Raw genomic sequence first — 26,427 nt, 5'->3', positions numbered from 1 at the left:
AGGAATATGGGAAAGATCGTTCAGCTTGATGATCAGCTTTCAAACAAAATAGCCGCGGGTGAAGTCGTAGAAAGACCAGCTTCCGTTGTGAAGGAGCTTGTTGAGAACGCAATTGATGCGGAAAGCAGTGAAATCAGGGTTGAAATAGAAGAAGGCGGTCTTTCCAAGATCCGAATCGTAGATAACGGAACGGGTATGGATGAAGAGGATTGTAAGTTAGCTTTCTTCAGGCATGCCACGAGTAAAATCAGAAATGAACGGGATTTGTTTCATATCGAAACGTTAGGGTTTAGGGGAGAAGCTCTTCCAAGTATTGCAGCCGTTTCTCATCTCGAGTTGAAAACATCGACAGGAGAAAGTGCTGGAACGTATGTGAGGATTGAAGCAGGTGAAGTTGCTCAATTCACGGCGACAGACAGTAGAAAAGGCACAGAACTAACGATTTCAGGACTCTTCTACAATACGCCAGCTCGGTTAAAGCATATGAAGACGGTCCACACTGAACTTGCAAATGTTGCAGATGTAGTGAACAGACAGGCGATGGCTCACCCAGAAATAGCCTTTCGTTTCTTCCATAATGGCAAAAAGCTGCTGTCGACGAACGGGAATGGCGATCTCTTGCAAGTGATCGCAGCGATTTACGGTTACAATACGGCAAGGAAAATGCTTCCTCTACGAACGGAAACAATTGATTTCAATGTAACTGGCTATGTTGCAAAGCCTGAGTTAACGCGCGCGTCTCGTCAATACATCTCGTTAGTGATAAACGGGAGATATATAAAGAATTACCCGATTTCGAAGGGGATTCAACAGGGGTATCACACACTTCTTCCAATCGGAAGGTATCCGATCGTTGTGCTTCATATCAAAATGAACCCTACTTTGATCGATGTGAACGTTCATCCATCAAAGTTAGAAGCACGAATTAGTAAAGAGCAAGAGCTCGCTAAAGCGATTGAAGATGCAATTACAGGAATTTTTAAGAAAACGGAACTGATTCCAGAACAGCCTACCTTCAAAAAGAAAGAGCGGGAAAGTGAACAGTCGTCATTTCATTTTCAACATGAGCAGAAGCAGGATCGGTCAGAGAGGCAGTCCGAAGAAGAAGAAGCGAATCATGTTCCAGAAAGTCCGCTTCAAAATAAACACCTCTCGACCGAAGAACCTAAGCGCTTCAATGACTCTTCTGTTGCGCCATTCAGCGTTAAAGAAGAGCTAACGTTATCGTCTGATTATCACTCGATCGATAAGAATCTAGAATCAAAAAGAACCGATGAATTAGAGCTTGCCATCGACTTTGTGAAAGAAAAAAACGAGTCGGATACTCGGATTCCGCCTCTCTATCCAATTGGACAAATGCACGGAACATACATCTTGGCACAAAATGAGAATGGACTGTATATCATCGACCAGCATGCTGCGCAAGAGCGGATTAAATATGAATTTTTCCGTGAAAAAGTCGGGGAGATTGATCCTGAGGTGCAAGAACTTCTTGTACCGATCACGCTTGAATATACGACATCAGAATCCGCGATTATTGACGACCGAATTGTCGACCTTGCGACTGTAGGGGTTTTCTTGGAATCGTTCGGTCGAAACAGTTATCTTGTGAGTTCCCATCCAGTTTGGTTTCCGAATGGATCTGAACAAGAGACGATCGAGGAACTTGTTCAAGAAGTGATCGATAATCGTTCGATCGACGTGAAGAAACTCCGTGAAGAAGCTGCGATTATGATGTCATGCAAGAAGTCGATCAAAGCGAATCGACATTTACGAGACGATGAAGTGTTCACACTTCTTGAAACGTTACGAAAAGCGATAGACCCGTATACATGTCCTCACGGAAGACCAATCATCATTCATTATTCCACTTACGAGATGGAAAAGATGTTTAAGAGGGTCATGTAAGGTCCAAAATGAGAACAAACTCTGGGGAAAGAACGTGAATAGAGACATGGCAAAACAAAAACTAGTGACTGTATTAGGTCCAACAGCGGTTGGAAAAACAAAAACGAGCATCGAGTTAGCGAAAGCTTTGAACGGTGAAGTAATAAGCGGAGATTCGATGCAAATATACAGAGGAATGGACATCGGAACAGCGAAAGTAACCGAGTCTGAAATGGAAGGGATTCCTCACCATCTTATTGATATAAAAGATCCTACGGAAAGTTTCTCCGCAGCAGAGTTCCAGAAGCTCGCGACCAACCTCGTTCATGACATCAATGAACGAGGTAAAGTCCCGATTATCGCGGGTGGAACAGGTCTTTATGTAAAAGCTGTCACTCATCAATATTCGTTTTCTGAAGTGAAAGAAGATGAAGGTTATCGAAAGCAGTTAGAGAAAATAGCAGATGAAGAAGGGCCAGTTGTATTCCATGCGAGGTTAAAAGAGATTGATCCGATTAGCTATGAATCGATCCATCCGAACAATATTCGTCGCGTGATCCGAGCGCTTGAGGTGTACCATGTGACGGGGGAGCCAGTTTCAGCATCGAAGGATTCTCAGCCTGAGAATTCTCCTTATCAGCTTGTTAATGTAGGATTGACGATGGACAGAGAAACGCTTTATAACAGAATCAATCAGCGAGTAGACCTCATGTTGAGCGAAGGATTATTGAATGAAGCGCGAATACTCTATGAGCACGGTGTAAAAGACTGTCAGTCGATTCAAGCGATCGGCTATAAGGAAATCTATCGTTTCATTGAAGGAAAGGTAACGTATGAAGATGCTGTTGAGGAACTGAAACAGAACTCTAGGCGGTATGCGAAGCGTCAATTAACGTGGTTTCGACATCAGATGGATATCGATTGGTTTGATATGACGGAGAATAGAGAAGAAAAAATCCGAAAAATATTACACTCTGTTGCAGGAAAGTTAGCAGATAACTAGAAATGTACATATTGAATGCCTTTAGAGAAAAAGAGGAGGACTGAACATGAAGCAACAGATTAACATCCAGGATCAATTTCTAAACCAGCTGCGTAAAGATAATGTATTTGTAACAGTGTACCTATTGAATGGCTTTCAGCTAAAGGGGACGATCAAAGGGTTTGATAACTTTACGATCATTCTTGAGTCTGATGGCAAACAGCAGTTGATTTATAAACACGCCATTTCTACTTTCGCTCCACAGCGTACAGTTGAAATAAATTTTGATTCTGAAAAGTAATACCGGTCCCTCGTTCTGGGTAGGACGAGGGACTTTTTAATAAGTATTAGGACGTTTCCAGTGCTTCAAGGTAATCGAAATATCGTTTAAGTGTTAACTCAGACTTCAAACCAAACGTGCTTCGAAGATGTTCAACAGAAGCATCTTGTTCGATCGCTTTGATTACACATGTTCTTCGCATATGCTGTGCGGATACACCTTTTCTGATACCTGCTCGCTGAATTTCTAAGCGAATCATCTTCTGTACTGCGATTTCAGTAAGTCGTTTTGGTCGATCTACTTCATAACTCCATCGATATGTTTGGCGTTGAAAATCAAATGCTACGAAGAGCGGATCATCACTTTTAAGTCTAGGACGCACAGGTGCAGGTATGGTGTGATAGTAATCGAATAATATTTTCTTGTGTTCTGGATCTAGCTTAATCGTTCTTTTGCCTGAGGCAGAATTAACCTCTAATTCATTCTGTTCGAAAGATACATCCCTCATAGATAACTTGCAAACCTCTTGCAAGCTAAGGCCGTAGTTAAGAAATAAGCGTGCGATGATAAGGTTTCGATCAATCAGGAACTCTCGAGCTTTCAACTGATTCTCTGTGAGATCATTGAGAGAAACGATGGTTTCTAACAAGCGTTCACTTTCGCTTTCCCTCATAAAGTCTTCCTCTTTAAATCCACTTACTTCATTAGTGGGGAGGACAACATCATTCATAGGATTGTTCTTTGACCGATTTAACGACATATAATAACGGTATACTTGATTCAATACTGTCATGATTCTTTTGAGTGTCCGTTCAGAATAATGACGCTCTAAATGTAAGTAACGAATGTATGATTGTATCTGTTCTGTTGTTAGCTCATTAAAGTTTTGGAAATCCACTTTTCGATGAAATGTTTTGAGCCATGTTGTAAAGTCGACCAGATCATACCGATAACGCCGGATAGTTGAAGCCCGGCGCCCCTTTCTTTCAAGGGAAGTCAAGTACTCCTCTAGAAAATCAGGTAGCGGTTGCTCAAATAGTTCCATTGCGTTACCCCTTTCTTTTTTCCATTATAACAAACAACGTGAATTGAATTACATGATTTTGGTTTTTTTGGGAATGCTAACAATACTAAACAATAAAGGAGCGGTTGCAATGGCCTTCTTTTCAAAACAACAGCAAGAACCAATTCCTGAAGTTGACACTGACGTGTGGTCGTGTTCGAGTGGAGATTGTTCTGGTTGGATGAGAGCAAATTATTCTTTCTCTGACACACCATCGTGTCCACTATGTGGCGGTGAAATGGCTAGTGAAATACGTAACCTCCCTGAAATCAAGTAAACGGAGGCAATGTGATGAACAAATTAATCGAAAAGCTAGTTGATAAAGCACTCAGTATTACAAAAGCGGAGGGGAAAGGGAAGCACGTTATTCCCCAAGAACGGTTTTGCACCGTATTTAAAGATATTTCTGGCGTGAAGGCTGAAGAATTTTCATATCTTGGTATCGGTTTTCGGAGGTACACATATAAGGATGATGATGTATTCGTTAGTCAGCTTGAACATGACGATGGGGATGTGTTGGAGTTAGACATAACTGAGGATGATCGCTATCTTCATCACTATCGTTCGTTTGAGAAAAACTCAGCTGAACAAAAAGTAACGATTCCAGAAAAGCTTGTTGATACGTTGATTCAAGGGAAAACACTCGAATAGGAGTGTTTTTCTTTTTGGGCATTTGTCACGCTTTTTGGGCGGGTGCGTATACTATCGTGTCAGAATAAAACGAGGTGAGCATCTTGCAGCATTCCGTAACTCAGCGAAAAAGTCAGATTAATATTGTATTAAATCATGCTGAAGAGAAATTGGAGGCAGTTGACTCTGCGCTTGCTGAAGCAGTGAGAAAGCACATTCCTCTTGAACGGATTCAGAAGGAAATGGAACAGCTGATCGGACTACAGGAAGTCAAGCATCTGTTAAAAGAAGTATATGCCTGGCTATTTGTAAATCAGTGTAGGCAGGAAAATGGTTTGAAACAAAATTCGCAAGCACTCCATATGATGTTCAAAGGCAACCCGGGAACAGGGAAAACCACGGTTGCAAGGCTGTTAGGAACACTATTCTTAGAAATGAATGTCTTATCGAAGGGGCACTTGATTGAAGTGGAAAGAGCGGATCTTGTTGGTGAATATATTGGTCATACCGCTCAGAAAACGAGAGAGCTGGTTAAGAAGGCCAAGGGTGGCATCCTTTTTATTGATGAAGCCTATTCTCTTGCACGAGGAGGAGAAAAAGACTTTGGCAAAGAAGCGATCGATACGTTAGTGAAGGCCATGGAAGATAATCACGAGGACTTTATTTTAATTCTTGCGGGATATTCAGAAGAAATGGATAACTTTCTTTCCTTGAACCCAGGACTTCCATCGCGTTTCCCCCTCATGATCGATTTCCCAGACTATTCGAATGCCGAATTGTTAGAGATCGCTAGGAAAATGATCACTGAGCGACAGTACCGCTTTTCTAAAGAAGCAGAATGGAAACTAAAGAAATCCTTCATCATGAAAAGAATCGATGAAACAGGCGCGTTCAGTAATGGGAGGCTCGTTCGTAATATCATCGAAAAAGCGATCCGCAAACAGGCTGTTCGGCTACTTGGGGCTGATGTAATCGACCGGACAGCGCTCGAGTTGATTTTGCCAGAAGACATCCCTATAGAAGATTAAATTGGCATCTGGTATGATGAGAGCAGACTGATTAGTAAAGGCAGGGAACGTACTGTTGAAAAAAGACCGAATTGAAATAGCTGAGCCGGCAATATTAATTGGCTGTCAGCTTTCAGATCAAACCGATGAGCAGTTTGCATATTCGTTAGATGAACTTGCTGCATTAACAGAAACAGCTGGTGGGGTAGTGGTGGAAACCCTCTCACAAAAGAGAGAACGCATCCATCCTGCTACGTATATTGGTAAAGGAAAAGTAGAAGAACTCTCTCTGATGATAGAAGAACACGAAGCTGGCGTGATTATCTTTAATAGTGAACTTTCACCAAGTCAGCTTCGTAACCTTTCTGAACAGCTTGAGGCTAAAGTCATCGATCGAACTCAGCTTATTCTCGATATTTTTGCTCAGAGAGCTAGGTCGAGAGAAGGGATGCTACAAGTTGAGCTTGCCCAAATGCAATATATGCTACCACGTCTTGCTGGGCAGGGTACATCGCTTTCTAGACTTGGGGGAGGAATCGGGACTAGAGGTCCTGGTGAAACGAAGTTAGAAACCGATCGCCGTTACATTCGAAATCGAATCACGGATCTTAAGAAACAGCTTGAACATACCGTAAAGCATCGAGAACAGTACCGACTAAGAAGAAAGCGTAACGAAACGCTTCAAGTTGCACTCGTAGGGTACACGAACGCTGGGAAATCGACTATTTTTAACGGATTAACACAAGCTGACTCGTACGAAGAAGACAAGCTTTTTGCGACACTAGATCCTATGACGAGGCAGTTAAAGCTCCCGAATGGCTACAATGTTCTCCTTACGGATACGGTAGGATTTATTCAAGATCTTCCTACAACGCTTGTAGCTTCTTTCAAATCTACGCTTGAAGAAGCAAAAGAGGCAGATCTTATCCTACATGTTATCGACGCATCTCACCCAGATCGAGAGCGTCATGAAGAAATCGTACTAAACCTATTGAAAGAGCTTAATGCTTCACATATCCCAGTACTGACTGTTTTCAATAAGATGGACCAAGCAGAGCCAGGAGTTAGAAGCAGCTTGAACGAGCAAGTGCACATATCCGCTCGTAATCAAGAAGACTTATCCAAACTTAACGATACCCTTCAGAGTCAGGTAGTAAAGCAAATGGAGTATTATTCGATTTCAGTTAATCCTGACCAGGGCGACAAACTCGCTTTCCTTCAAAGGAATACGATTTTGGTTGAACGAAAGTGGGACGAAGACAAAAAACAGTACCGTTGTAAAGGCTATGCGCCGACACATCTCTATAAACGGATCGCGACAGAATGGAACAATGATTAGGAGAAGAAACTATGTTTAATCACTTTACACATCACGAGCAACTAAAGAAGTTATCAAACGAAGCAGAAGATCGAATTCAACCGATGATGAAAGAAATTGATCAACGTGTTGAAAGTAATCAATACCGCGTATTAGAAGCATTTCATCACAACAAAATCAGCGACTACCATTTCACACCTTCAACCGGCTATGGCTATGACGATGATGGTAGAGATACGCTTGAAAAGCTATATGCTGAAGTGTTTGGAGGAGAAGCTGGGCTTGTGAGACCGCAGATCGTCTCTGGTACTCATGCAATTTCAACAGCCTTATTCGGAGTCTTACGCCCTCAAGATGAACTTCTCTATATTACTGGAGCGCCGTATGACACGCTTGAAGAAATTGTTGGGACCCGCGGAGAAGGACATGGATCATTGAAAGACTTCCACATTGGCTACCAGGCCGTACCATTATCGAATGATCGTATCGACTATGAAGCTGTTAAAAACGCGATTACAGATAAAACAAAGATGATCGGTATTCAGCGATCAAAAGGATATGCGAACCGTCCTTCATTTACGATCGATGAAATCAGCGAGATGATTTCATTTGTTAAATCGATCAAAGAAGATCTTATCGTATTCGTAGATAATTGTTACGGGGAATTCGTTGAAGAACGCGAGCCATGCCACGTTGGAGCTGACTTGATCGCAGGTTCACTTATTAAAAATCCAGGTGCTGGAATTGTGAAAACCGGCGGTTACATCGTTGGAAGAGAAGACCTGATCGAACTTTGCGGATATCGCCTCACGTCTCCTGGTATCGGAAGAGAAGTGGGAGCGTCCTTATACTCACTTCAAGAAATGTATCAAGGACTTTTTCTTGCGCCCCATACGGTTGGACAAGCTGTAAAAGGTGCTGTTTACAGTTCGGCTTTATTAGAATCAGCTGGATTCAATACGACTCCAAGTTGGAACAGTAAGCGAACGGATTTGATTCAATCTGTTCAATTTGATGACCGCGAGCGGATGGTATCATTCTGTCAAGCGATTCAAGCGGCTTCACCCGTAAATGCGCATGTACGACCTGAGCCTGCTTATATGCCAGGTTATGAGGATGACGTGATTATGGCAGCGGGTACATTCATTCAAGGCGCGAGTCTTGAACTTTCAGCAGATGGACCACTCAGACCTCCATTTGTGGCATACGTTCAAGGTGGCCTGACGTATGAACATGTGAAGATCAGTGTTTTAAGAGCAGTAGACGACCTTTTAACAAAAGGATTGGTTTCAAATATATAGGTGAAAGCAGGGAGAAATCCCTGCTTTTTTGTTTGATTAAAAGTTCGTTAGATTATCTAACATACTCTATCACGACGACAAACGTACTGGTGTATAGTATATTATAAGTGAAGAAGGGAACGGCAATTAGGAATGTTCTATCAATTCGGAATATTACATTCTCATTGCCATAAAAAGCGCTCTTCCGTTCATTCCCATTCTAAATTTTTCATTTCTAAGGAGGATTTATTTTACATGGCTAGTTACACAGCAGATGACATTAAACGTTTGGCAAATGAGGAAAATGTTAAATTTATACGCTTGCAATTTACGGATCTACTAGGAATTATCAAGAATGTTGAAATCCCGGTTGATCAGCTTGAAAAAGCTCTTGATAATAAAATGATGTTCGATGGTTCTTCAATCGAAGGATTTGTACGTATTGAAGAATCAGACATGTACCTATACCCTGATTTAGATACATGGGTTGTATTCCCATGGTCTTCAGAAAAAGGCAGAGTTGCTCGTTTGATCTGTGATATCTACAGCCCGGATGGAACTCCATTCGACGGCGATCCGCGTTCTGTGCTCAAACGTGTACTTAAAGAAATGGAAGAGCTTGGATTCTCTGATTTCAATATTGGACCTGAACCTGAATTCTTCCTTTTCAAAATGGATGCGAACGGTGAACCAACGCTTGAGCTCAACGATAAAGGTGGCTATTTTGACCTAGCACCAACGGATCTTGGCGAAAACTGCCGTCGTGATATCGTGCTTGAGCTTGAAGACATGGGCTTTGAAATCGAAGCGTCTCACCACGAAGTTGCACCAGGTCAGCATGAAATTGATTTCAAATATGCAGATGCGATTACGACTTGTGATAACATTCAAACGTTTAAATTGGCTGTAAAAACAATCGCACGTCAACATGGTCTACACGCAACGTTCATGCCTAAGCCACTATTCGGTGTAAACGGTTCTGGAATGCATGCGAACATGTCTCTGTTTAAAGACGGTAAGAATGCGTTCTATAATCCAAACGACGAAATTGGACTTAGTGAAACAGCACGTCAATTTATCGCAGGTACAATGAAGCATGCTGAAGCGTTCACGGCGATCACGAATCCAACAGTGAACTCTTATAAGCGTCTTGTACCAGGATACGAAGCACCTTGTTACGTAGCATGGTCTCTTCGTAACCGTAGCCCGCTTATCCGTGTTCCGGCTTCTCGCGGAATCAGCACACGTATCGAAGTACGTAGCGTAGATCCATCTGCGAACCCATACTTAGCGATGGCAGCTCTTCTTGCAGCTGGACTTGACGGTATCAAGAACAAAATGACTCCTCAAGCTCCAACAGAGCGTAACATCTACGTGATGGACAAAGATGAGCGTGTAGCAGAAGGCATCACTGACCTTCCAGCAACATTATACGACGCACTTGAATTGCTTAAGAAGGATGAAGTCATGATGAACGCTCTCGGTGAGCACGCATCAGAGCACTTTATCGAAGCGAAAGAAATCGAGTGGGATATGTTCCGTACACAAGTACACCCTTGGGAACGCGAACAATATATGACGACTTATTAAGTATTTTTCTAAAGCTCCTAAACACCAATGGTGTTTAGGAGTTTTTTTGGAATTAAAAATCTAGTTGTTTAGCTGGTTTCGATTAGGAAGATTGGTTAAACTAGTATGTGGAAAAGATGCTGTAAGGAGGTTAACATAGTGAACAACAGAAAACTGAGCGTGTACATAGCAACTAGCCTCGATGGTTATATCGCGACTACCGAGGATTCATTAGACTGGTTGTTTCGAGGAGAAATTGAAGGGGACGCTGGGTATACAGATTTCTACGAATCCGTGGATACTGTTCTGATCGGTCGAAGGACGTACGATTGGGTGATGGAACAGGAAAAAGAAAATTATCCCTATAAGGGAATCGAAAGTTACGTATTTACAAAGACACCAGTAGAAAATACCGATCACGTGACGTTCATCAATGAAGACATTGCAACATTCACTCGTGAACTGAAACAACAAGATGGAAAGACGATCTGGCTTGTTGGAGGCAGTGAGATCATCTATACGCTTATGCGTGAAAAACTAGTTGATGAGTTTATTATCTCGATCGCGCCTTCATTAATTGGAAAAGGCATTCCGTTGTTTAAAGAATCAGAAATAGAGTTAGACCTCTTCCTGAAAGACGTCAAACAATATGGCCAGTTCGCTCAGCTTCATTATGAGGTGAAGTAAATATAGCACAGGACTCTTCAAAAGAGTTCTGTGTTTTCTTATTACGAACATGTAATGGACCAAGTAAATGAGATGAGGTAAACTTAAAATATCAGAAAATTTAAATAAAATAGCGTGAGGAGCATATTTGAGATGAATTTTTATCAAGAAGATCCAAACCTATCATTTTTATTAAAGCGCTATCTAGATCAGGATTTTTATAAGTGGGCAGAAAAAGAGCTTGCAGATTTCGGTGAACGGTGTGGGACCGTAATTGATGAAAGAGCGGTGCATACGGACAGGGAAGGGCAGCCAAAACTCATTAAGTACGATAAGATGGGTAACGATATTTCTGAAGTCTGGGTGAATGAAGGATACAAAAAAACGGTGGAAGAGACCTATAACCGTGGAATCGTAGCGTATGTACATAAAGAAATTCCGGAACTAGGGCGAAGAGGAAACTATCTTTATTCTTATGCGCAAGGATATTTAATATCGCAGTCAGAACCAGGGTTTTATTGTCCCGTAACGTTAACGATGGCTACGGCCTATCTTCTTGATCATTACGGAGAGGAAGAGTTAAAGAAGAAGTTTCTGCCTCACGTTCTGTCGACTGGTGAAACCGAGCTTTATGAAGGAGCTACGTTTTTAACAGAGCGACAAGGTGGGTCGGATGTTGGAGCGAATGAAACGAAAGCGATTAAAGAAGGAGATCACTATACACTCTACGGAGAGAAGTATTTTGCGAGTAATGCCGGTACGTGTGGAGTTGCGATGGTACTTGCAAGATGTGAAGGTGCACCAATAGGGACGAAGGGGTTAAGTCTATTTCTAGTACCATGGAGAAAAGATCACGGAAATGTAAACGAACTAAGTATAAGGAGGTTAAAAGATAAGCTTGGAGTGAGAGCAGTTCCTTCAGCAGAAGTTGTGTTTGATGGATCGAAAGGCTATCTAGTAGGGGATCCGAGCAGAGGGTTTTATTACATGATCGAAGCGCTAAACTTGTCTCGTTTGTGCAATGCGATTGCTTCAGTTGGTATCATGCAGCGTTCGTTTCTTGAAGCGAAACAGTATGCGTACAAAAGAGAAGCCTTTCGAAAGCAGTTAAAAGATTTTCCCATGATTAAAGAGAGTTTAGTAAATATGAAAGTGAAACAAGAAGTAGAACTCAGCAGTGTTTTTTCTGCAATTAAGCTTTTTGATCGAGTTATGGATAAAAGCGAACACATAACAAAAGAAGATAAAGCTTTAAATCGATTACTCATTGCTCTTGTGAAAAAAGAATCAGCGGAACAAGCGGTTCAATTTGCGCATGAAGCAATTGAAATACACGGCGGTAACGGCTACATCGAAGACTTTGTCACCCCGAGATTACTAAGAGATGCTCAAGTGTTAACAGTGTGGGAAGGAACGGCGAATATCTTAGGTTTAGAAGTATTAAGGTTAATTGCAAAGTACAACGTTCACAAATTATTTATCAAAAAGGTAACCCATGACTTAGAAATGCTTCCAGGTGAGGTAGGAGAGAAAGCACTTGTCCATGAAGGAATGAAGCAACTTGATGAGAAAATTACTCAGCTAATGAAAATGGATGAAGCTCGGCAAACGCTGCACTGTAAGCGAATAGCGAATTTGATGACAGCTATTTATGAAAGTGTGATTGCGTTACAAGACGCTGAGTTAGGAGGAGCAAGAAAACGAGCGGTTGCAAAGATATTTCTCGAAAAGACATGGGAGAAAGATCAGTTCGAACTTTCAGATCTCGCACTGCAATATTTTGATTTGATAATAGAACATAAAGAGAGTGCGAATGCTTTGTGAATGTGAGTAGGGGAAGAGCCTACTTTAAATGATTAGGTCTCTCATATAAACTCACTATAATAAATAAAACAGCTTAGGTCGATGTCCTAGGCTGTTTTGTGTTAGGTATTTGCGTTCTAATTATTTTTGTACTGATCAATTTTTTGCTGTAGCTTCTGAGCAATAACGTCTAAAGGACCGTTGAGCTCTTCGTTCGATAGTCTCACTTTCGCAACGCTTTCGTCCATTTCTAGAGCTTCAGCAAAGAGTCCGCCTAATCCACGCGCACGGCGATCAACTTCAAGCAAAACATCTAAATAGTTATCATCTAAAAAGAAAATCGCTTCAAGTTCATCTAAGTAAGCACGATACTCACCACTAGGCGTAAATTCAAATTCTTGAACATAGCCATAGCGTTTTGATTGTTCCATTTCAACTTTCTTAACATGAAAGCCAAGGTAACTTTCCAATGCTTCGATCACTTTTTTGATAGATGGATGTGGAGACACTTGGATGAGATCTCGATCTTTTGGATCCAGTGCCATCGGAATGTCTAGACCAGTTTCAAACCACACTGGAAGTCTTCCAAATGAAGCGGGTGTATGATAAGGAAGCTGAATGGAAAAAGGAATTTCTTTTATTTCTCTTTCCTTTATCGTTTCTTGAGTGGGTATTTGATATTTTTCTAAAGCTACTTTTTCTCTTACCTTCTTATCGTCAACTTCGCGGATTGCTTCCGTCATGAGAAAAATATGAATGGAATCAATCGATTGTTCGACATCTCCCCCTGTTAAGACTACTTTTCCATGAACGTTTTCCCCGGGTACAAAATAGTCTTTTTCTAGCTGCGTATCAACTTTCGCAGCACCTATTCCAACACTTGCTAGAAATTTCTTAAGCATGTTTCTCAATCCTTTCTTCGATACCTGTTTTCCTGATTATACGAAAAGAAACAAAGAAAGGATTCATCTTTTTAATAGATACTAATGTTTTTGAACAAAAAAAAGAAACGCAGTTTTCTGCGCTTCTAGTGAATCGAACGGAACACTCCTACAACTTTACCTAAAATGGAAACTGAATCAAGAATGATTGGTTCCATAGATGAATTTTCTGGCTGGAGACGGAAGTAGTTGCTTTCTTTGAAGAAACGCTTTACTGTTGCTTCGCTATCTTCTGTCATAGCAACGACGATATCACCGTTGTTCGCGGTAGGCTGTTGTTTGACTATAACCATGTCTCCATTATAAATACCAGCTTCAATCATACTGTCACCTTCGATGATCAGCATGAACGTGTGCTCGTCATCTTGAACAAAATGTTCAGGAAGAGGAAAGTACTCTTCAACATTCTCAATCGCCGTAATCGGTTGACCAGCGGTTACTTTACCGATGACAGGAATGTTCACCGTTTCAGGACGAGGAATATCGATCGTTTCCTCTAGTCCGAGTACTTCGATAGCACGCGGTTTCGTTGGGTCTCTTCGAATATAACCTTTTTTTTCAAGTCTTGCCAGGTGTCCGTGAACAGTGGAGCTAGAAGCTAGTCCAACGGCTTCACCGATTTCTCTAACGGAGGGTGGATAACCCTTTTGTTTCACTTCGACTTTGATAAAGTCCAGAATGTCCTGCTGACGCTTTGATAGTTTCATATATCTGGCACCTCGTTCCAATCTATCTATTTGTTAGTAGTATACCAGAATTTTTGTTCGCATACAAACATAAGTTCGAAAATACAGTTGACACGAACAGGGGTTCTGTTTATACTAAAACCAGAACAAATATTCGTATTCGGGGTGATTGGGATGAGAAAACAGGCTAGAGGCTTGTCTGGAGTTGATTTTCTTGTCATTATATCTTTTGTGGCCGTTTTAATAATCGTGTTTGTATCATTGAGAGCAGCAGCTGCTGAAGGGTATGATCGGTATACTAAGGTTGAGTTAGAGCACGGAGATACTGTTCTTGAAATCGCAGAGGAATATCGTGAAGCACACGATATGTCCGACCGTAAATTTATCAGCTGGGTAGAAGAAGCGAACAATATAGATGCAAATTGGATTACAGCAGGAGATACACTCATTATTCCTGTTGAGGCAAATGCAACAGCGCTGGGGGTAAAGGAAAAAGAATGAATGCTATTATTTATTGCCGGGTAAGCACCAAGAAAGAAACGCAGGAGTCATCTCTTGCCAGGCAAAAAGAAGAATTGCAGAAATTTGCAGCTCAATCAGGTTTTACGATCCACAAAATGATCGAAGAGAAACATAGTGGATATGATATTGATCGAAATGGGATTCTTGAAGTTTTAGATATGTTAAAAGAAGGAGTAGCAGAAGTGCTTCTTATTCAAGATGAGACGAGACTAGGGCGTGGAAATGCAAAAATCGCTCTGCTTCATGCTATCCATAAATATGGAGGAACAATTTATACAGTTAACCAGAATGGTGAGCTACAGCTTTCAGAAGCTGATTCGATGGTTCTTGAGATTGTTAGTATCGTTGAGGAGTTCCAAAGAAAGCTACATAACCTCAAAATTAAACGAGGAATGGAAAAGGCAGTAAGAGAAGGGTATAAACCAGAACGAAACTTAAAGGACCAACATTATGGTGGGAGGGAACGCAAAAGTGTTCCTATTGAAGAAATTGTTAATCTCAGAAATAGAGGATTAACTTTCCATGAAATTGCTGCGACTTTAAAAGGATTTGGCTACGAAGCTTCTAAAGCAACGGTTCATAGGCGCTATAAGGAGCATGTTGACGAACAAGAACAGAAGCTATAAACTTGTCTGTGGTTACGACTTACGTTAGGATGAAGATAATTAGATGTTATAAAGGAGTTATTTCTGTATGTTATCACAGGATAAAATAAAACGAATTAACGAGTTATCTAGAAAATCAAAAGAGTCTCAACTTACAGAACAAGAGAAAAAGGAACAACAAGATCTTCGTCAGGAATATTTACAAAGCCTGCGATCATCTTTTGAAAATCAATTGCATTCCGTCAAAGTAGTTGATGAGACAGGCGAGGATGTTACACCTGATAAGTTAAAAGAAAGTAAGAAAAATAGAGGTCCGATACAGTAAAAATAGCCTAATTTTGCATTTCGCAAAATTAGGCTATTTTTTTGGTTGCAATTTTTCGAATATTCGTTATACTGTACTATAACAAGTTATTATATAACAAAGAGAGAGGATGGATAGGATGTTTGTAGTAACTGATTCAGCGGCTGAATTTTATAAGAGTGAAATGGAGCTTAATCAAGGTGATTGTTTGAGACTGTTTGTAAGATACGCTGGGAGTGGAGATAGCGGTGGCTTTTCACTAGGTGTAATGTCTGATAGGCCAGCAACAGACGACTTTAAGAAAGAAGTTGGAGGAATCACTTATTTCGTAAAGCCTGGCGATCAATGGTTTGTTGATCGAATGAAATTAGATTATGATGCGAAGTGCGGTGGCGTGCTTTGCGACTTACCGAGCATGGCGTAAAGTAAACCTGTACTATAACAAATTTGTTATAGTACAGGTTTTTTGATTTCGACAAAACTAGTGAAAGCTGTACTACAGGTATAGACAATCATCTTATGAAGGTTACTGTATACTATTGTTTAAAACACAAGGTAGACAGGAGGAATTGGTATGAGGCACTATGAAATGCACTTGATCAAACAAGAAGTTGCTGTTCAATATGGTGGCAAAGAACTCCTGTTATTTCAATTATTCAATGAAAGAAAGCTCACTGTACAAAAAGAAACAAAAGAACTATTAGATAAACAAATTGATTTCATTACAGAGTCCATACCCGTTATTGATGTGAATAGATACCTTGTGACGGAGTTCGGTGGTTTTCGTAATTATGAATATCGTAATGGGGGTCATTGTTTAACGATATTACAATCGAAGAGTGATGGATCGCTTTTCGTAAATCAAAATAAGATCAATATTTATTCAAATGGTACATATGAAGCGGAAACAATCTTTTTTGAGGTGCTTAGAAAGCTTTCTCCTACATTTTTCGCCATTGATCATCAATCAAACAAATATGGATGGCTAAATCCACTCAAAAAACAAAAGCTAGTTTAAACAACCCCTACTATTTTAATAGACATTATTGTATAATCAGGAAGGGTTGTAGTACACTAATGGAAGAGAAAGAATAAGGAGGAAATACAGCATGTGGTGGATGTATACGCTTGTGGGCGTTCTAGCATTAATTGCTGGGGCTGCGCTTGGCTTTTTTATTGCCCGCAAATATATGATGGATTATCTAAAGAAAAATCCCCCTATTAATGAAAATATGCTTCGTGTAATGATGATGCAAATGGGGCAAAAACCTTCTCAGAAGAAGATTAATCAGATGATGAAGGCTATGAATAGTCAGATGGATAATAACAAATAATGTACTAGCACTCTGGGAGCAGAGTGCTTTTTATATGGAGAGATTTTGGTTGACGACATTAATCCTAATGATGATATGATAGGTTAGACTATATTTATATATTGGGAAGTGTTGAGATGACGGTGAGAAATCTAGTTTTAGTGACGGGGCTATCTCTAGCTCTTGTAGCTGGGTGTTCCTCAAATGAACAAAGTTCAAATGATCAAAACCAGGCTGACAAGACAACAGAGCAGCCTGATGAAAGCAAGGAACAGAACAGCACTGATAAAGAATCAACAAATAATGATTCAGATCAACCGAATGAAGACAACGCCTCTTCAGATGAGGATACGAATAGCCAGGGAGGTTCTGACAATCAACATGCATACCCTGCTATGGGAGAAACGGTAGCAGAAGAGAATGGTAAACAAATTGTAACCAATCCTAATAGTATCTATGTTGTAGCAAATAAAAAGCGGAATTTACCTTCTGATTTTGTGCCTGAAAACCTTGTGGAACCGAACGTTCCGTTCTATGCGAACGATGGTGATCCGAAGAGGTTGATGGTAGAAGAAGCGGCGAAGGCACTTGAAATAATGTTTGCTGCTGCTTCGAAAGATGGAATGCAACTTAAAGCAGTATCCGGTTACCGTTCGTATGAAAGACAAGAAGCGATTTTTGCTTATAATGCAGATAGGTATGGTGCGGAGAAAGCGAACCGAGTAAGTGCGCATGCTGGCCAAAGTGAGCACCAGACTGGTCTTACAATGGATATAAGCGCCCCATCTCTAGGTGGGTCATTGAGTGAGAAGTTCGGAAGTACGCCAGAAGGTGAATGGGTAGCTGAAAATGCGCATAAGTATGGATTTGTAGTAAGATACCTTAAAGGGAAAGAAGATATTACAGGTTATCAATACGAGCCATGGCATGTTCGTTATGTTGGCAAAGAAGCTTCAAAAGAAATTCATGAAGCTGGAATAACTCTTGAAGAATTTTTCGCAAAGTAAATCGTTACGTAATGTTCACACAATTTCGTGTGAAAACCGGTACAATGAGGTTGAAACGATTACAGAATGCGCATGCTAATTGCATGTTTAGAACGGAGAGTTAGTTTATGGCGGATTTAAATATTTTCTTAGCTTTTGGAGCTGGTTTTCTTTCTTTTATTTCCCCTTGTGTACTGCCGCTTTATCCGGCGTTTATCTCATACATTACAGGGGTATCAGTTGATGACTTAAAAGAAGAACGAGGAATGATGCAACGAAGAGCCATCCTACATACAGTGTTCTTTTTATTAGGCTTTTCGATTATTTTTCTCGTGCTTGGTATGTCTGCATCACTAGTAGGAAACCTTTTTGTTCAATATAAAGACTTGTTGAGACAAGTAGGTGCTATCTTAATTGTAGTATTTGGACTTGTTGTCGTTGGTTTTTGGAAACCTTCGTTTCTATTGAAAGATCGACGATTAACGATTCGAAACCGCCCATCAGGCTTCATCGGTTCCGTGTTAATTGGGATGGGATTTGCCGCAGGATGGACGCCTTGTACTGGACCAATTCTAGCTGCGGTTATCGCTCTTGGAGTTTCTAATCCTGGTGCAGGCCTATTCTATATGATCGCATATACATTAGGCTTTTCAATTCCATTCTTCCTGTTATCATTCTTTATTGGAAAATTACAGTGGATCAAGAAGAATAGCCGATTGATTATGAAAGCTGGCGGATATTTAATGATTGTAATGGGAGTTTTGTTATACTTTAACTTCATGACGATGTTTACTTCATTTCTTGTGAATAATCTCTTTAATGGATTTCAAGGATTCTAACTAGAAAGGGTGCGAATGGATGCAACGTAGCAACGATCTTATTTTAAAAACAACAACGACAATCATTGTATTTATCATATTGGGATTCTCAATTTACTTATTCTTCGCTGGTCATAATGCACCAGGTGGAGGGTTTATCGGTGGATTAATGACATCAGGTGCACTTGTGCTTCTCTATATTTCATACGGTTTTAAAACGATGGAGCGAGTCATTCGATTTGATTTCAAGAATTTTATTCCGATAGGATTGTTAATTGCCGTATTGACAGGTATCGGATCATTTTTCTTTGGTCAGCCATTTTTAAGTCATACTGATGCATATTTTGAGCTTCCGATTCTTGGACATACTCACCTAGCTACAGCCATTCTGTTTGATTTAGGCGTATATTTTACAGTAGTTGGCGTCACGATGACAATCATCTTGAATATCGCAGCTGATGAAGGGGAAGAGGAGCTTTCCAAACAAAATACGTAACGAAAAAGAGCAGGGCGCATGCCCTGTTCTTTTATGTGTGCTTGTTTTTTTCTGGTCTTGCACATACAATGGAAATGATAAGCAGTAACCTGATAGGTGAGGGATGAAGATATGCTGATTTTCAGTACGATAGTTGGAGCGCTGATGGCTCTAGGTGTAATTATGATCAGGTTAAGGGCTTCGAAAAAACCTGCAACGATAAGAAAAATTATCCTACCGCCTTTTTTTATGGCGACAGGCTTTTTTATGTTTGTTCTTCCAGAAGCACGAGTGCCGTTATACGAAGCGATCGAAGCATTACTAGTAGGCGCGGCTTTTTCATTGTTATTAATCCGTACTTCTAAATTTGAAATCAAAGACGATAAGATTTACTTAACACGCTCAAAAGCATTCGTTTTTATTTTGATTGGTCTTCTAGTAGTGAGAATCGTCTTCAAAACTATCATCGGTCAATCGATACCAGTTCTTCAAACAAGCTCGTTATTTTTTGTGCTCGCTTTCGGTATGATTGTGCCTTGGCGAGTTGCGATGTACTACCAATTTCGAAAAACAGAACGAAGCCATAATCTTAAATTACATCAAAGCACATTATAAAAAAACTCGTTTAGCATGATGCTAAACGAGTTTTTTAATGAAACAAATGCTGATAGGGTGCTACATCAATTCGCTTATCGTGAAGTTTCTTGATCAGCCATTTGTGATCTCTTTTTGGAGTGGCAATAATGTAGCCTCTAATAATAAGGTCCTGGGTCATTTCCTTGCTGTTTTCTTTCAGCGCGAGTTCACCGATTTTCCCTGCGATTTTATTTCTAGCAATATCTCGAAATAGTTCAGGGACAGGAGAAACCAACTCTTCTAGTAATTGTTTTTGATCTTCATTCCAAAAATGCTTCGTTTGCTCAATATAATAATCTTCCCAATCCAAAATCGATTTCCCATCTTCTTTTGGAAGGCGTTTTAAGAATTTCCGGAACATGAAGAAACCACCGATTGCCATTAGTGAGATCAACACGACTGTCCAACCAACGATAAAATACTGAAACCAACCTGCCATCGCATTCACCTCTCATGCTTTTGAACTCGGTCACATTATACGCCCAAAATGCTGATAAATCAAGTAGAGTAGGGGAGCGGATAACCGCTGAAAGGGTAATTTATCGAGAGGAAAATAGGAGTAAAGAAGCTCTCTATATAAATAACCTCCAAAATGAAACATATTGGAGGTTTAAGGGAATTTAATTACATACTATATTTTATTAATTATTTGGCGGGACCGTCTGGGAATCGAACCCAGCTGACCTGGCACGCAGGTCACAAGCGGTTTTGAAGACCGTGGCACTCACCAGACGTACAACCAGCCCCACAATTATCATGCTCTTAGAATAATAAAGCATCTGTTACAACTATTCAACCAATTTGATCAGAGTGAATGTAGGTGCATAACGTGAAAGATGTCGATAAAGGTAGAAGGCAGACGAACAATCTTCAAATTTACTCGTTGTTCATAGAATTCGACAAAGCTCGATTGCATTTGTGCGATGACAACATTCGACACAAAGGAGTAATGGTACAGTTCTTAATAGTGAACTATAACAGTTGCGAGACTAGTACAGGGCGGCTTAGATGGTGTAACAGATGGTGGTGTGGACAATTGTGCATAACTTTTAGTTTATACATTGTTGAATAAAAATACAAAGGTGAATACAAATGGATAGAGTATGTTTAAGGGTTTACAGTTGCGTAGGGAACATTATTTCATTAATGTTAATAGAGGATGACTCAATCAATGGCAGGTGAAAAGAATGAAGTATTACACGATCGGTCTTGCAGGTCATATCGATCACGGTAAAACAACGTTGACAGGAGCACTAACTGGAGTAGATACCGACCGACTAAAGGAAGAGAAAGAGCGAAATGTTTCGATCGAGCCAGGGTTTGCTCCATTCGAACTTTCACATGATATGAATGTGTCGATTATTGATGTTCCAGGTCATGAACGTTTTGTGAGACAAATGATTGCAGGAGTTGCAGGGATAGATCTTGTTATTCCAGTTGTTGCAGCTGATGAGGGTGTTATGCCTCAAACAAGAGAACATCTCGAAATTTTATCTCTCCTTGGCATTGAGCGATCAATCATCGTCATTACAAAGGCAGATGCAGTTGACGAAGAGATGCTGGAACTCGTTAAGGATGACATTAGTGAATATATAACAGGAACTGGGTTTGAAGGAGTAACCATACACGTCGTTGATAGTAAGTCTGGAAAAGGCATCGAGGAGTTAAAAGAAAGTATAGAAACCTATCTTTTGGATGTTCCGTCTCGAAGTAAAGTTGGACCGTTTCGGTTACCGATTGACCAAGTGTTTACGCTACAGGGGCACGGAACGATTGTAAGAGGGACTATATTTGATGGGGAGTTACAAGATGGAGAAAAGGTAACGATCGTTCCGAAGGGAATTGAAGCTAGAGTGAGGCAAGTACAATCTCATAATGAAAAAGTGAATAAGGCGTATGCTGGGCAGAGAGTTGCGATTAATCTCGCGGGTGTGGATCGTGAAGATATTGTGAGAGGACAGGTTGTTGTTACGAGCGATTTCTACAAAGTCACTTCAACAGTTGATTTAAACATGAGGGTGGCGAAAACAATGTCGCATGAATTAAAGCAACGATCACCTGTTACGGTTCATATTGGAACTGCAGAAGTAAGAGGAACGATTGTCTTCTTCGATCGGAATGTATTAGAGATGAAAGAAATGCAAGAAATCTTCTGTCAACTAAGGCTAGCCCAACCCATTCTAGCTAAGAAAGGTGATCGCGTAATCATTAGACGACCATCACCAGTTGAGACAATAGGCGGAGGGTCCATTGTTAATGTTACAGGGAAGAAATATAAATTTGGAAGCGAGACTGTTGAGATGTTGAAAAGAATGAGTGTTGGAACACCATTCGAGCAGCTTCAGCAGCTGGTAGAGAAAGAGCTTTTGTTGTCAAAAGAAGAGGTTAAGCAAACTCTTGGTATGGAAGATAACGTCTTTCTTGAATTGGAAAGAAATCCGCACGTTATAAGTGATGGAAGGTACATCACTACGAACGCTATTCGAAATCAAGTACGTTCTGATCTCGTTGAACTGTTGAAAGATTATCATGAAGCTTATCCTTTGAGACCTGGTTTACCAAAGGCAGAGTTGATACAAGAACTTAAGAAGAAGTATCCTGAAAAACTAATTGAACGAACGCTAGTTGGTCAAGAGAATGTGAAACAAAGAGGGCCATACATTTGTGAAGAAACCTTTTCCCCGTATTTTCCTAAAGCTTGGAAAACGAGAATGGAGAACGTTGTGAGGTCTCTCAAAGAGCAGGGAATGAAAGTATCACCAATTGATGTGCTGATCGATAGTGAGAGCATCCCATCTGTACTAAAAGGTGAGTTGAAGCAATTTTTGCTGGAGGAAGGGGAAGCGGTCGAACTAACAAAAGATTTGATGGTTCACCGCTCAACATGGGAGAGATCGCGTGATGTGTTAAGAAATGATACAGCGACCTCTTTTTCACTACAAGCTGCAAAGGAAGCGCTAGGCGTAAGCAGGAAGTTTCTTGTTCCTTTCCTTGAGAGTCTTGATGAAAAAGGTTATACCGTAAGAGATGGACAAGAAAGAAGATGGATCGATAACTAGAATACTTGGAGTGATGCTAGGATGAGACGGTTAATGTTTATGATATTCCTTATTGGGGTTGTGGCTGGTTGTTCCACTTCAAATGGCGAACAAGACAACAATAAAGAAAGTAGCGACTCAGAAACATTTACAATTGGTGTAATCCCAGCTCAAACGGAGGGGGAAATCGATCAAGCGATGGTAGAGTTACAAGATGTGCTCGCTGATGAACTAGATCGAAGTGTGGAAATTACAACATTCCCTGATTATAACGGTGTCGTAGAAGCGATGAATTACGAGCAAATCGATATGGCGTTTTTTGGTCCGCTTACATATGTCATCGCGCATGAGAAGAGCGGTGCAGAAGCGATTGTGACCCAGCTAATTGATGGCGAGCCATTCTATCACTCTTACGTTATTACAAACAGTGAAAATAGCTGGACGTCTCTTGAAGCTTTCATAGAAAATAGTAACGAGCACAGTTTTGCATTTGGAGATCCTAACTCGACGTCTGGCTCGTTAATTCCATCCATCGAGCTAAAAGACAGAGATGTATTCATTGATCAGGATAATCATTCATTTCAATCGATTATGTACACTGGCTCACATGATGCCACTGCGCTAGCGGTTCAAAATAACCAGGTGGATGCAGGTGCAATCGACAGTGCCATTTATAATCAATTATTGGAATCAGGGAAAATAAACGAAGATAAACTAAAGGTTATTTGGAAATCAGACAAGTTATTTCAATATCCATGGGCTGTAGCGAAGGGCACTGATAAAGAAACGAAAAAGCGATTGCAAGAGATCTTCCTATCCATAGAAAACGAGACGATTTTGAATGCTTTTGGTGCTTCTGGTTTTACGGAAGCTAGTAACGAAAACTACAAAAGTATCAGAGATGCCGCTGTAAAACAGGGCTTAATCAAGGACTAGTTATGGCCTGGATTAATTGGAAGCATGTAGTGAGCTTACTATTGATCGTCGTAGCATCGGTATGGAGTATACACGTTACGGGTTTTGATTTAGCCAAACTGAATGCTTTGACGAACATGGTCGATTTTCTTTCAAACTGGTTCCCTCTCAATTTAGAGGTTGTCCCACGAATGGTAGAAGCCAGCTTAGTGACGCTTGGAATGGCTTTTCTAGGTAGTTTTCTAGGGCTAATTATTGCACTCCCGCTAAGTCTTCTTGCCGCCAGAAACACGGGAGGACGATTCTATAGAGGAAGTCGAATCCTCTTGAGCTTTCTTCGTTCGATTCCGGAAATCGTCTTAGGATTAATGTTTCTTACCGTAGTCGGACCAGGACCGTTTGCAGCTACGCTAGCAATCATCGTTCATAATTCGAGCGTCTTAGGAAAGTTGATCGGTGAATTGATTGAAGCGGCTGATGAGGGACCGCAAGAAGCGATGAAAGCCGTTGGCGCTCCAGCAATTACAAGAGCATTGTTTGGGATTTTTCCACAAATTTGGCCGAATGTGCTTTCGCATTACTTTTATCGGTTTGAAGTTGCAGTTCGAACCTCATTAATACTTGGCCTTGTAGGTGGAGGAGGCATCGGGCAACAGTTATTTATTCATTTTAAAACGTTTCAATACTCGACTGTAGCGGTAGATGTTCTCATCATCATGTTGATTGTGATTGCTGTTGATTTCTTAGGAAGCCGGGTGAGACAAGATGTTATGTAAAAATGAGCTTCTAAGTATTACACATGGTTCTGTTACATATGGGCGGTCAGATAACTTTGCGATTAACGATGTGAACCTGACTTTCTCAAGAGGAGAATTCGTTTGTGTGTTAGGAAAAACGGGTGCCGGAAAATCTACACTGATCCGTACGTTGAATGGGTTACAGGCACTTTCAGAAGGAACTGTTTCTTATCAAAAACAGTCATATCGTCATCTCAAGGCTGAAGAATTAAGAAAGGTCAGAAGAAGCATGGGGATGATCTTCCAACAACACCAATTGATTCCGCGTTTGACTGTTCTGCAAAATGTTTATACAGGTTTGTTTGGCTTTCACTCGACATTCCAAAATGTACTTGGGTTAGTTACAGACGAGGAAAAGTCTAAAGCAAAGAAAATATTGGAACAGGTAGAGCTGTTGCCGGTGCAATACCAGCGGGTGGATGACTTGAGCGGAGGACAAAAACAGAGAGTTGGAATTGCAAGAGCATTAATCCAGTCACCAGATGTTTTTTTAGGTGATGAGCCCGTCGCAAGCTTGGATCCTGGCACGGCTGATCGTATTTTTCAATTAATTAAGAAGATTCATGAAGAGCAAGGGTTGTTAACGATTATAAATGTTCATAGCGTAAAGCTTGCCATACGTTATGCTACAAGGATTGTTGCTCTTAAAGGTGGTCGTGTAGTTTTCGATGATGTACCAGAAAAATTTACTGAGCAGCTAGAAGACGATCTTTATGAACGATGAATCTCTAATTAGTTACATGGGGAGATATATTTTCCTTTAAATGCTATCTATATGATAGTGGGAATATTGAACAAAAACCGTAGGGGACTCCCTACGGTTTTTGTGTACCTGATGCAATGATTGATGATGATTGTTTCTCTGTGACAGTACCAATAACTGTCGCTGTTTTACCTTTTTCTTTCATACGTTCTACATACGCGGAAGCCTCTTCCTCAGGTAGGCTTATCAGTAGGCCTCCTGAGGTAACAGCGTCACACAAAATGAGCTGTTGAAGTTCATTCAGGTTATGATATTCAACAGAATTAGAAATCCAACGATGATTTGCTTTTGATCCACCAGGCACAAATCCTTGTTCCGCTAGTTCATAAGTGCCCTCAAGTACCGGGACTTTATGGAAGTCAATTTGAAGACTAACATTGCTACCTGTCGCCATTTCATAACAGTGTCCGAGTAAGCCGAATCCTGTTACATCCGTCACAGCATTAGGTGCAAAATGGGTAAGCTCTTCAGCAGCGAGCTTATTTAGTTCAGCCATTGTTTCAGAAACAATTTTAAGCCTCTCGCTAGAAAGCTTTTCTGGTTTGATGGCAGTTGTATGAATACCTACCCCGATTGGCTTTGTTAAAACGACAGCGTCACCAGGTTTAGCTCCTACATTTGTATAGTAGCGATCAGGATGAACAATTCCTGTTACAGACAGACCGAATTTAGGTTCCTGATCATCGATTGAATGACCTCCAGCAATAACTGCACCTGCTTCTTCGACTTTATCTGCAGCTCCTTTAAGGATAGAAGACAAAATTTCAGGTGCTAGTTTTTTAATTGGAAAACCGACAATGTTCAGTACTGTTTTCGGGACGCCGCCCATCGCATATACGTCACTTAATGAGTTCGCAGCTGCAATTTGTCCAAACATATAGGGATCATCCACGATTGGAGTAAAGAAGTCGACTGTTTGAATCATGGCGATGTCATCAGTTAACCGATACACACCAGCATCATCGGAGGTTTCTACTCCAACTAGTAAGTTTGGATCTTTGTTCTTATCAGGTAGATGACGCAAAACTTGCGCCAGGTCCTCTGGACCGAGTTTGCATCCTCAACCACCTTTAGTTGAGAGAGACGTAAGTCGTATTTTCTCTTGACTCGACATAGTACCACCTCCTTATATAAGTATAATTC

The 26,427-nt window shown here is 40.7% G+C and carries 30 protein-coding genes and 1 tRNA gene; 25 read left to right on the top strand and 6 right to left on the bottom strand.

Features of this window, described 5'->3' with window-relative positions:
- Positions 1 to 6 precede the first annotated feature (6 nt).
- Genes mutL through hfq form a run of 3 tightly spaced genes read left to right on the top strand, consistent with a single transcriptional unit; the run spans position 7 to position 3,170 of the window.
- The gene (gene mutL, locus SJY16_RS10875) at positions 7 to 1,908 is read left to right on the top strand and encodes a DNA mismatch repair endonuclease MutL (protein ID WP_377889163.1); all 1,902 of its coding nucleotides are present in this window, start codon (positions 7 to 9) and stop codon (positions 1,906 to 1,908) included.
- Between the two features lie 46 nt (positions 1,909 to 1,954).
- Positions 1,955 to 2,890 carry a tRNA (adenosine(37)-N6)-dimethylallyltransferase MiaA gene (gene miaA / locus SJY16_RS10870; RefSeq protein WP_377892184.1) on the top strand — a complete coding sequence of 312 codons (936 nt, stop codon included), beginning with the start codon at positions 1,955 to 1,957 and terminating at the stop codon, positions 2,888 to 2,890.
- 46 nt (positions 2,891 to 2,936) lie between these two features.
- Positions 2,937 to 3,170, top strand: coding sequence for an RNA chaperone Hfq (gene hfq / locus SJY16_RS10865; RefSeq protein WP_224882269.1), 234 nt, complete (start codon positions 2,937 to 2,939; stop codon positions 3,168 to 3,170).
- A gap of 46 nt (positions 3,171 to 3,216) precedes the next feature.
- Here hfq and SJY16_RS10860 read toward each other — a convergent pair whose 3' ends face one another.
- Positions 3,217 to 4,194 carry a tyrosine-type recombinase/integrase gene (locus tag SJY16_RS10860; protein ID WP_377889162.1) on the bottom strand — a complete coding sequence of 326 codons (978 nt, stop codon included), beginning with the start codon at positions 4,192 to 4,194 and terminating at the stop codon, positions 3,217 to 3,219.
- A 73-nt stretch (positions 4,195 to 4,267) separates the two neighbouring features.
- On the opposite strand from SJY16_RS10860, the gene SJY16_RS10855 reads away from it, so the two are divergent.
- From SJY16_RS10855 to SJY16_RS10820, 8 genes are all read left to right on the top strand, one after another.
- Positions 4,268 to 4,489, top strand: a complete 222-nt coding sequence (locus tag SJY16_RS10855) for a cold-shock protein (protein ID WP_377889161.1) — start codon at positions 4,268 to 4,270, stop codon at positions 4,487 to 4,489.
- A gap of 14 nt (positions 4,490 to 4,503) precedes the next feature.
- On the top strand, positions 4,504 to 4,863 hold the full coding sequence (locus tag SJY16_RS10850) for a hypothetical protein (RefSeq protein ID WP_377889160.1): 360 nt from the start codon (positions 4,504 to 4,506) through the stop codon (positions 4,861 to 4,863).
- A gap of 80 nt (positions 4,864 to 4,943) precedes the next feature.
- Positions 4,944 to 5,870, top strand: a complete 927-nt coding sequence (gene spoVK / locus SJY16_RS10845) for a stage V sporulation protein K (RefSeq protein ID WP_377892181.1) — start codon at positions 4,944 to 4,946, stop codon at positions 5,868 to 5,870.
- A gap of 55 nt (positions 5,871 to 5,925) precedes the next feature.
- Positions 5,926 to 7,188 carry a GTPase HflX gene (gene hflX, locus SJY16_RS10840; protein WP_377889159.1) on the top strand — a complete coding sequence of 421 codons (1,263 nt, stop codon included), beginning with the start codon at positions 5,926 to 5,928 and terminating at the stop codon, positions 7,186 to 7,188.
- Between the two features lie 11 nt (positions 7,189 to 7,199).
- A complete protein-coding gene (locus tag SJY16_RS10835) occupies positions 7,200 to 8,468 on the top strand; it encodes a methionine gamma-lyase family protein (RefSeq protein ID WP_377889158.1) in 1,269 nt (422 codons plus the stop codon).
- A gap of 234 nt (positions 8,469 to 8,702) precedes the next feature.
- On the top strand, positions 8,703 to 10,037 hold the full coding sequence (gene glnA, locus SJY16_RS10830) for a type I glutamate--ammonia ligase (RefSeq protein WP_377889157.1): 1,335 nt from the start codon (positions 8,703 to 8,705) through the stop codon (positions 10,035 to 10,037).
- A gap of 138 nt (positions 10,038 to 10,175) precedes the next feature.
- Positions 10,176 to 10,703: a dihydrofolate reductase family protein gene (locus SJY16_RS10825; protein ID WP_377889156.1), complete on the top strand. Its 528-nt coding sequence runs from the start codon at positions 10,176 to 10,178 to the stop codon at positions 10,701 to 10,703.
- A gap of 114 nt (positions 10,704 to 10,817) precedes the next feature.
- Positions 10,818 to 12,506, top strand: a complete 1,689-nt coding sequence (locus SJY16_RS10820) for an acyl-CoA dehydrogenase family protein (RefSeq protein ID WP_377889155.1) — start codon at positions 10,818 to 10,820, stop codon at positions 12,504 to 12,506.
- A 116-nt stretch (positions 12,507 to 12,622) separates the two neighbouring features.
- Here the strand turns inward: SJY16_RS10820 and SJY16_RS10815 are convergent, their stop codons facing one another.
- Positions 12,623 to 13,387 (bottom strand): sporulation protein, encoded by a 765-nt coding sequence (locus tag SJY16_RS10815; RefSeq protein WP_377889154.1) that lies wholly within the window; start codon positions 13,385 to 13,387, stop codon positions 12,623 to 12,625.
- A gap of 125 nt (positions 13,388 to 13,512) precedes the next feature.
- Positions 13,513 to 14,133, bottom strand: coding sequence for a transcriptional repressor LexA (gene lexA, locus SJY16_RS10810; protein WP_377889153.1), 621 nt, complete (start codon positions 14,131 to 14,133; stop codon positions 13,513 to 13,515).
- Between the two features lie 153 nt (positions 14,134 to 14,286).
- Between lexA and yneA the strand changes: the two genes are divergently transcribed.
- The 10 genes from yneA (at position 14,287) to SJY16_RS10760 (ending at position 19,750) form a co-directional block, all read left to right on the top strand.
- Positions 14,287 to 14,613 carry a cell division suppressor protein YneA gene (gene yneA / locus SJY16_RS10805; RefSeq protein ID WP_377889152.1) on the top strand — a complete coding sequence of 109 codons (327 nt, stop codon included), beginning with the start codon at positions 14,287 to 14,289 and terminating at the stop codon, positions 14,611 to 14,613.
- Positions 14,610 to 15,260 carry a YneB family resolvase-like protein gene (locus SJY16_RS10800; RefSeq protein ID WP_377889151.1) on the top strand — a complete coding sequence of 217 codons (651 nt, stop codon included), beginning with the start codon at positions 14,610 to 14,612 and terminating at the stop codon, positions 15,258 to 15,260. Before yneA ends, SJY16_RS10800 begins: the two co-directional genes overlap by 4 nt.
- Before the next feature lie 67 nt (positions 15,261 to 15,327).
- A complete protein-coding gene (locus SJY16_RS10795) occupies positions 15,328 to 15,564 on the top strand; it encodes a DUF896 domain-containing protein (protein ID WP_377889150.1) in 237 nt (78 codons plus the stop codon).
- Between the two features lie 118 nt (positions 15,565 to 15,682).
- Positions 15,683 to 15,967, top strand: a complete 285-nt coding sequence (locus SJY16_RS10790) for a HesB/YadR/YfhF family protein (protein WP_377889149.1) — start codon at positions 15,683 to 15,685, stop codon at positions 15,965 to 15,967.
- Between the two features lie 150 nt (positions 15,968 to 16,117).
- On the top strand, positions 16,118 to 16,561 hold the full coding sequence (gene sirA / locus SJY16_RS10785) for a sporulation inhibitor of replication protein SirA (protein WP_377889148.1): 444 nt from the start codon (positions 16,118 to 16,120) through the stop codon (positions 16,559 to 16,561).
- A gap of 91 nt (positions 16,562 to 16,652) precedes the next feature.
- On the top strand, positions 16,653 to 16,877 hold the full coding sequence (locus SJY16_RS10780; protein WP_224882311.1) for a YneF family protein: 225 nt from the start codon (positions 16,653 to 16,655) through the stop codon (positions 16,875 to 16,877).
- Positions 16,878 to 16,993: 116 nt separating this feature from the next.
- Positions 16,994 to 17,863, top strand: a complete 870-nt coding sequence (locus SJY16_RS10775; RefSeq protein ID WP_377889147.1) for a M15 family metallopeptidase — start codon at positions 16,994 to 16,996, stop codon at positions 17,861 to 17,863.
- A gap of 107 nt (positions 17,864 to 17,970) precedes the next feature.
- Positions 17,971 to 18,681 carry a cytochrome c biogenesis protein CcdA gene (locus tag SJY16_RS10770; protein WP_377889146.1) on the top strand — a complete coding sequence of 237 codons (711 nt, stop codon included), beginning with the start codon at positions 17,971 to 17,973 and terminating at the stop codon, positions 18,679 to 18,681.
- 19 nt (positions 18,682 to 18,700) lie between these two features.
- Positions 18,701 to 19,156: a Na(+)/H(+) antiporter subunit B gene (locus tag SJY16_RS10765; protein WP_377889145.1), complete on the top strand. Its 456-nt coding sequence runs from the start codon at positions 18,701 to 18,703 to the stop codon at positions 19,154 to 19,156.
- A 111-nt stretch (positions 19,157 to 19,267) separates the two neighbouring features.
- Positions 19,268 to 19,750: a CcdC family protein gene (locus tag SJY16_RS10760; RefSeq protein ID WP_377889144.1), complete on the top strand. Its 483-nt coding sequence runs from the start codon at positions 19,268 to 19,270 to the stop codon at positions 19,748 to 19,750.
- A 34-nt stretch (positions 19,751 to 19,784) separates the two neighbouring features.
- On the opposite strand, the gene SJY16_RS10755 is transcribed toward SJY16_RS10760, so the two are convergent.
- Together SJY16_RS10755 and SJY16_RS10750 are read right to left on the bottom strand one after the other, a co-directional pair.
- Positions 19,785 to 20,210 carry a DUF2621 domain-containing protein gene (locus SJY16_RS10755; protein ID WP_377889143.1) on the bottom strand — a complete coding sequence of 142 codons (426 nt, stop codon included), beginning with the start codon at positions 20,208 to 20,210 and terminating at the stop codon, positions 19,785 to 19,787.
- Between the two features lie 211 nt (positions 20,211 to 20,421).
- Positions 20,422 to 20,518, bottom strand: a tRNA-Sec gene (locus SJY16_RS10750).
- A 440-nt stretch (positions 20,519 to 20,958) separates the two neighbouring features.
- Between SJY16_RS10750 and selB the strand changes: the two genes are divergently transcribed.
- The 4 genes from selB to phnC are packed head-to-tail and all read left to right on the top strand — an operon-like array spanning position 20,959 to position 25,245.
- On the top strand, positions 20,959 to 22,830 hold the full coding sequence (gene selB / locus SJY16_RS10745) for a selenocysteine-specific translation elongation factor (protein ID WP_377889142.1): 1,872 nt from the start codon (positions 20,959 to 20,961) through the stop codon (positions 22,828 to 22,830).
- A gap of 21 nt (positions 22,831 to 22,851) precedes the next feature.
- Positions 22,852 to 23,745: a phosphate/phosphite/phosphonate ABC transporter substrate-binding protein gene (gene phnD, locus SJY16_RS10740; protein WP_483860831.1), complete on the top strand. Its 894-nt coding sequence runs from the start codon at positions 22,852 to 22,854 to the stop codon at positions 23,743 to 23,745.
- Between the two features lie 29 nt (positions 23,746 to 23,774).
- Positions 23,775 to 24,500: a phosphonate ABC transporter, permease protein PhnE gene (gene phnE, locus SJY16_RS10735; protein WP_377889140.1), complete on the top strand. Its 726-nt coding sequence runs from the start codon at positions 23,775 to 23,777 to the stop codon at positions 24,498 to 24,500.
- Positions 24,490 to 25,245: a phosphonate ABC transporter ATP-binding protein gene (gene phnC, locus SJY16_RS10730; RefSeq protein WP_377889139.1), complete on the top strand. Its 756-nt coding sequence runs from the start codon at positions 24,490 to 24,492 to the stop codon at positions 25,243 to 25,245. Before phnE ends, phnC begins: the two co-directional genes overlap by 11 nt.
- Positions 25,246 to 25,336: 91 nt before the next feature.
- On the opposite strand, the gene selD is transcribed toward phnC, so the two are convergent.
- On the bottom strand, positions 25,337 to 26,398 hold the full coding sequence (selD, locus tag SJY16_RS10725) for a selenide, water dikinase SelD (RefSeq protein WP_377889138.1): 1,062 nt from the start codon (positions 26,396 to 26,398) through the stop codon (positions 25,337 to 25,339).
- Positions 26,399 to 26,427: the final 29 nt, after the last annotated feature.

It is taken from the genome of Alkalihalobacillus sp. R86527, assembly GCF_042466185.1.
Classification (GTDB): Bacteria; Bacillota; Bacilli; order Bacillales; family Guptibacillaceae; genus Guptibacillus.
This window is presented reverse-complemented; position numbering and strand designations above follow the sequence as displayed.